The sequence below is a fragment of the Lapillicoccus sp. genome, assembly GCF_046595215.1.
In the GTDB taxonomy this organism is placed as follows: domain Bacteria; phylum Actinomycetota; class Actinomycetes; order Actinomycetales; family Dermatophilaceae; genus Lapillicoccus.
In genome coordinates this window covers 1-6,252 of sequence record NZ_JBKJPP010000173.1, presented here as the reverse complement: position 1 = coordinate 6,252, position 6,252 = coordinate 1, and the positions used below count along the sequence as shown (strand labels likewise).

Here is a 6,252-nt window from a genome sequence, read left to right as displayed (position 1 = left end):
TTGTCCATGTAGACGTGCCGGTCATACGACGAGCTGGAGTCCGTGGTCGCGTTGCCGAATCCGACGATCTTCCCGCCGGTCGTCGTCGTCGTCTTGAACCATGCCTCGATCGACAGCGTCTGGGGCCCTGGCTGGGACGTGGATGTCACGCCAAAGCCCGCCGCGTTCAACGCGGTGGCAGGGCCGAACCGAGCCGCGGTATTGGCGGCCAGGACCCCGGCCTGACCCAGCGCGTAGTTTCCCTTCAGGCTGGCGTCGTCGCCGGTGATCACGTCAGCCGCTACCGTGCCGCTAGCCTCTCCGAGCCGCCAGTAACGCGTCCCCCCAAAGTCCACCGTGTCGCGCACGTAGGCCGGAGCGGTCCCCGCCACGGCGCTTACGGCGTTGGACACCGAGCTCATGAGTGTGTTGCCGAGCGGATCCGAGATCTTTACCTGGTAGGTGTGGCTGCCGGTCGGCGCCCCGGTGTCGGAGCAGCTCGTATCGGGCAAGGTCCAGAAGTTCGTGTCGACGTTCGCAGTGCAGACGACCGGGCCACCGTCGCGGATCACCTGATAGGTCAGACGCTGATTGTCACGGTCCCAAGCGGTCGAAAAGCTCACCCGCACCAGCCCCGGCGTCAGAGACTTGGCCACCGTCGGAGACAGCGTGCGAGCGACCGGGTCGGTCGAGTACTGAGGACCGAACTTGTTGGGTGCCGACGTCTTGAGGGCAAACCGGGTCAAGCCTTGCTGGAGGACCCCGTTCACCGCCGGGAACTCTCCGCCCAGGGCGACATAGGTGTCGTTGCCTTCGACGGTCCACGCACCCTGGAACTGGCCCGTAAACGATCCCGCATCGAGGGCCGGGAACCAATTGAGGATCTTGCCGCTGGGAACGCCCTTGTAGTTCCAGCCATAACTGTCCGGACCGTCGTTCGTCAGTGTCGCCGCCGTCGTCAAAGCCATGGCCCGCTGCCACCGGACTCGCGGATTGGTGTCGGGGAAGCCACCGATCATGGTGCAGTCATGAGGATGTCCCACGAGGTAGAGCACACCAGCCGTTTGGTAGGTGTCGTATGTGTCGCCATGGCAGTCGTTGGCCCAGACGACCGACCCGTCGCTCGGTCGCGCCGCAAACGCCCCTTCGAAGTTCGAGGGGGAGCCGAAGGCCCAGGCAGACCCCCAAATCAGCTGTCCGTCCGTCTTCAGCGAGTCGATCGCTCCGCCGGGGGTGGCGGTCATCAGCTTGCTCGCTGCCCACGGAAGGTTCGTCACCCCGGTGTCCTGAGAGACGCCCGTGTCCGGGTCGACCGCGCCCTGACCTGCGGCGGCGACGCCGTTGAGCTGCGAGAACTGGCCACCCACGACGACCTTCGAGCCGTCCGGAGTCGGTTGGAGGGCCCAGACGTAGCCATCGTTGGCCCACGGACGCCAGGAGCCGGTCGCCCCGTCGAGCCGGACCGAGGCGGCATACCCTCGGGCGGCGCCGTTGAGGCTGGTGAACTGGCCACCGACGTAGACGGTGCTGCCGGCCACCGCGATGGCCCGAACGGTCGAATTGAATGTCGGAGCGAAAGTCGAGACGAGGGCACCCATCGCGGTGTCGAAGGCTGCGAGGTGGCCGCGCGGCTGCCCGTCCACCGTCGTGAAGTCGCCACCGACATAGATGCGCGATCCATCGGCGGACCTCTCGATCGCCATCCCCTGAGCGTTCAGCGTGTGGTTGAACGATGCGATGCGCTCACCCGTGGTGATGTCGTAGGCGAGAAGATTGCCGGCGGCCACCTCGGAGGCACTTCCCACGGCGGCGCCCGGCGGGCGCGCCGCTGTGAAGCTGCCCGTGACGTAGACGGTGTTGCCGACGACGACCTGGGCCCAGACGACGCCGTTGATCTGCCAGGTCGGCAGGCCGTCGGCCGACACGGTCGCCGGATCGGTCGTCCCGGCCGGGATTCCTCCACCGGCCGTCGGCGCGGTGTCGGCCACGGCGACCGGAGCGCTCCAAGCGACTCCCCACGTGGAGAGGGCGACCGCCAAGAGGCCCGTGAGCAGGAGCCGCACACAGCGACTCGTCATGATGGCCATGGGGTGCTCCTTGGTCGGAAAATGAGCGTTGGACGACAAGAGGGTCCGTGAGCCATGACCCGAGCGGTCTTCGCCCGCGTGGGCCTGGGCACGATGCCGAGGGAGATCATCGGGACGTGGCCCTTCCCGCGAAGGTGGCGGCCGCGTGCTGCCCGCCGATGTTCACGGTGAGATAGACGTTCCCCAGCTCGCCGGTGGGGATCGAAAAGATGTAGATGGCGTCTGCGCTCTCCCCTGCCGTCAGGGTGCCGGCGAAATCCTGCGACGCGCCCGCGTAAGAGGCCTGGGCGACGCGCCGGGGGCTGCCGTATGCCGCCGCGACGACGGAACGCGACAGGTCGACGGCTGCTGTGGTGCCGTTCGTCAGGTGAAGGGCGAAGGACGTCGTGGGGGCCCCCGGGAAGACCCCTCGACCCTGCCCTGTCTCCGTCGCTTGGTCGATGGTCCGAACTGCGAGGGTGAGGCCGTCCGGATAGGTCGCCGGCGCGGTGAATGCCGCTTCTGGAGCCTTGATCGTCGCGCTGGTCTCGGACGGCGCGATAGGCACGGGTGCCAAGGGGTCGGGGGGGCGTGTCACCGAACCAGTGGGGGCAGCCTGGCCCGGGCCCGCCGAGACGCTGACGGGTGGCTTTGGTGCGGCAGTGGCATCCGCGACTGGGTTTGGTCCGGCAGTGGCATCCGCGACTGGGTTTGGTCTGGCAGTGGCATCTGCGACGACAACCGTGGGCGAGTTCGCGCAACCCGCGAGGAGCAGCGCACACCCCACGACCCCGACCAGGGACCACCGCAGGATGAGGTGAGGGCGCACGACGTTCCGCATTACGTTCGCCGGCGTCAGCCCAAGGCCCCGCGCCATGACTGTCCCCTTCATCCTCGGCCCCCGCCGGTGCGACCCGTCAACCTTCGCGTGCATCCCTCGTCCGGTGACCAACGCTGGTCCTGCCGGTATCGGAGCCCCGCCGCCGGGCCCACAGCTTCAACCGACCTACGGACTCTCCATTCCCCACCGAAGGATAATGCGGCAGTCCATGACCCTGAGGGAGTTCCCCACAATCTCCCGCCGAATCTTCCTCTTTGAGACCGCAGACGTCGCGACAAAGGGCCTCGAACGCGCAAGCCCAGGCAGGGCGTCCCCTCGACCGCCGCCCGCTTATACACGTCGCCGCCTCGGGCCATCGACGTGCGTGATCACGGCGCCGATCAGAGTCCCGCCCGCGACCCTGACCTGCCGGCTCGCCGACTCCAGCGCTTCGGGCGAGGGGGACCCGAGCCGGACCGCGAGGATCACCCCGTCGGACTGTCGGGCCAACATTGTCGCGTTGGCGCTGGCGTCGAGTGGCGGGGCGGTGATCACCACGTGGTCGTAGTCGTGCCGCGCCTGCTTGACGAAGGCCGCGATCGTGCGAGGGGTCAGCGCCGAAGAGTCGTCGCGCGCCATACTTCCGATGGTGCTCAGCCCGGGGACGTCTGCACTCCCCGAAGTGCTCTCGGACAGGGACATCGCGCCGCTGAGCACCTGGGAGAGCTGGTCTTGGCCCTTCGCTCCGTCACCCGTGGGCGTGCGGCCGTCCGTGTCGACGAGTAGGACCCGGTCGCCCAACTCTGCCAGACTCCCAGCGATCCCTGCCGCCACCGCCGCGTGTCCCTCTCCCTCCACGGCCGACATTACGGTCAGCACCTGCTGTCGGGTCTCGGCGTCCTCGGCTCGCAGGGCTGAGCGGACCTTGCGGAAGCCGTGTGCCTGGGCGGCTCCCTTGGGGCGACCCCCCGCACTGGGAACCTCGACCGTGCCCAGCAGGCCCGTAGAGGTCAGCCGGGTCACGTCGTCAATTTCGGTCACCCGGGGCCGCACCACCTGGAGCGCGACGGCGAAGAGCATCCCGAACAACAGCCCGGCGGCCAGCCCCACCGCCAGGCTCGTCAGCAGCCCTGGCCTGGACTCGACCGGCTCGGTAGGGCCCGAGATGACGTCGATCTGGACGGCCTTGACCTCACCGACGTTGTCCAGATTGGACACCGCAGGACCCATCACCGCAGCGAGCCCCTTGGCGAGGGCGGCCGACGTCTCCTTTGACCCGGAGGTGACCGTGGCCGAGATGACGACGGTGTTGAGGCGGTTGGTGGCCGCGATCGACCGACGGACTTCGCTTGGGAGGAGGTCGACACCAGACGAGGCGACGACGCGGGCCGCGATGTAGTCCGAGGACATCAACCCTACGTACGTGTCGACGCGGGTCTGGGCGAACTGGCTCGCCGCTGAGAGGTTGCCGTCCTTCGACGTCGGCGTTGAGACGTAGAAGTCCACCGCCGACACGAAGTTGGGCGGCGTCAACTGGTGGACGAGAGCGCCCAAACCGAGACCAAGGAGCACCGATGCAGCGAACGTGACCCAGCTGCGTCGGATGATGGTCATCGCGTCAGACGTGCGCATATTGTTATTCCTTGAGGTCTCTGCGCGGCTGAGTCAGCCGGCGGCCGTGCACTGAGGTCTCGGGCTCGTTCGTGGAAAAGTTCAGAGCGAGGGCCAGGCTGAGGCCCGTGACAGCGGAGTAGAACGGGCCGAAGCCGAGTTCGAAGAGGGCCCAGACTGCCAGCAGGAGGGCGACGGCTCGCGCCTGCCGTCGTTGGACTCCCTCGACCACTCCGCGCACGAGAGCCACCACCGCGAAGAGCCCGAGAGCGGCCCCCATGACCCCGCACATTGCCCACAGGTCGGCGACCGTCGAGTGGAGCTCGATGGCCTGACCGAACATGAAGACGTCCACGTACTTGTTCTCCACAGTCTGGTAGTTGATCGTCTGCATCGACGTCTTGACGTCGTTGAGTAGGGTCGTATCGACCTGCACGCCGTAGCCGAACCCCAACGGGACCTCACTCATGAGTGCCACCGTGGCCATGATCTCCGGCCGGCCACCGAGCAGTAGTGAACCGGAGGTCTCGACCTGCCGGATCGTCCGCTGCTGGGTCTCCGCGCCGAGGGCGCCGCTGACGAGCAAGCCCGTCCCGAGGAAGTACAAGCCGATCCCGGTGATTGCCAGAACCGCAGCGGACCAACCCCACCATCTCGCCGAAGCCCGGGTGACCGGCCGCTTCTGCCAGGCCACGAGGCCGATGGCGAAGGCGAGGGCGGCGGCCATCGAGCGGGAGTCGAACTTCACGGACGCGAACAGCAGCACGATCAGACCGAGTATCTCAGGCCACAGTCGCGAGCGTCGTCGTCCCCCGAGCACCGACAGCAGCAGCACCGTCAAGGGTAGGGCCACCGCGAACTTCCAATAGTTGGCAGATGCGGCAGGGAGGTTCAAAGGGATCGAGATCACCATAGCCACGCCGTAGACGATCCCGACGGTCCGGGTCGACAGCACGATCCGAGCCCAGAGGAGCAGGCCGACCACGGCGAGGAACCCGAGCACGTCGAGGCTCTGGAAGTGGGCGTTGCTGTCGTTGACAAAGAGCGAGCCGCGTCGGGCCTCGGTCAGGAAAAGGCCGGACACCCATGCCACGAGGCCGAAAACGATGAAGGCCCGCCCATGGGAATAGCGCCTCAGGGATGAGATCCAGAAGGGGCAGAGCAGCAGCGCGACGGCACCGCCAAGGCGCAGCCCCGAGACGACGAACAGGGAGATGGGCGCCGTGAACGTCGCAGCCAACGCCACGGCGCGTTCGACGGCAAGCCACCGTGCCACTCGCATGCTGTGGGCAACGGCTTCCGGACGTCCCTCCGCCTGTGCGGGTGCCTGCGTGCTCACCGGCACCTTCCTCACCTCCTGTTTCGGACTCGAACTCTGCTGCAGACACGGGCGGGACGGCCCCCGGACGTCAGTACGCTCCGCCACCCCCGACGACGGCCTTGGCTGTCCGGACAAGAATCTGAAGGTCCAACACGGGTGACCAGTTGTCGACGTACCAAAGGTCAAGCCGGAGCGACTGCTCCCATGTAAGGTCGCTGCGGCCGCTGATCTGCCACAGCCCGGTCATGCCGGGGCGGACCCGCAGTCGCTGGACCGCGTCAGGATCGTACTTCTCGACCTCACAGGCCAGCGGCGGGCGAGGGCCGACCAGGGACATCTCACCGAGCAGGACATTGATCAGCTGCGGGAGCTCGTCGAGCGAATACTTCCGAAGGACTCGCCCCACCCGGGTGATTCGTGGGTCGCGGGGGTCCTTGAAGAGCACGGAGTTCTTC

4 protein-coding genes and 1 pseudogene are annotated in these 6,252 nt (G+C 67.3%); all 5 read right to left on the bottom strand.

The window, feature by feature from the left end; all coding sequences use genetic code 11:
• Positions 1-1,766 (bottom strand): annotated as a pseudogene (locus ACLL9L_RS15020) (cell surface protein); the annotation flags it as partial.
• A gap of 406 nt (positions 1,767-2,172) precedes the next feature.
• Positions 2,173-2,613, bottom strand: a complete 441-nt coding sequence (locus tag ACLL9L_RS15015; RefSeq protein WP_411285466.1) for a hypothetical protein — start codon at positions 2,611-2,613, stop codon at positions 2,173-2,175.
• Positions 2,614-3,216: 603 nt separating this feature from the next.
• Complete coding sequence (locus ACLL9L_RS15010; protein ID WP_411285465.1) at positions 3,217-4,497, bottom strand: hypothetical protein; 1,281 nt, start codon at positions 4,495-4,497, stop codon at positions 3,217-3,219.
• Between the two features lie 4 nt (positions 4,498-4,501).
• Entirely contained in the window at positions 4,502-5,815 is a 1,314-nt protein-coding gene (locus ACLL9L_RS15005) for a hypothetical protein (protein ID WP_411285464.1), read from the bottom strand.
• Between the two features lie 70 nt (positions 5,816-5,885).
• On the bottom strand, positions 5,886-6,252 hold a 367-nt coding region (locus ACLL9L_RS15000; protein WP_411285463.1), incomplete at its 5' end, for a sugar transferase.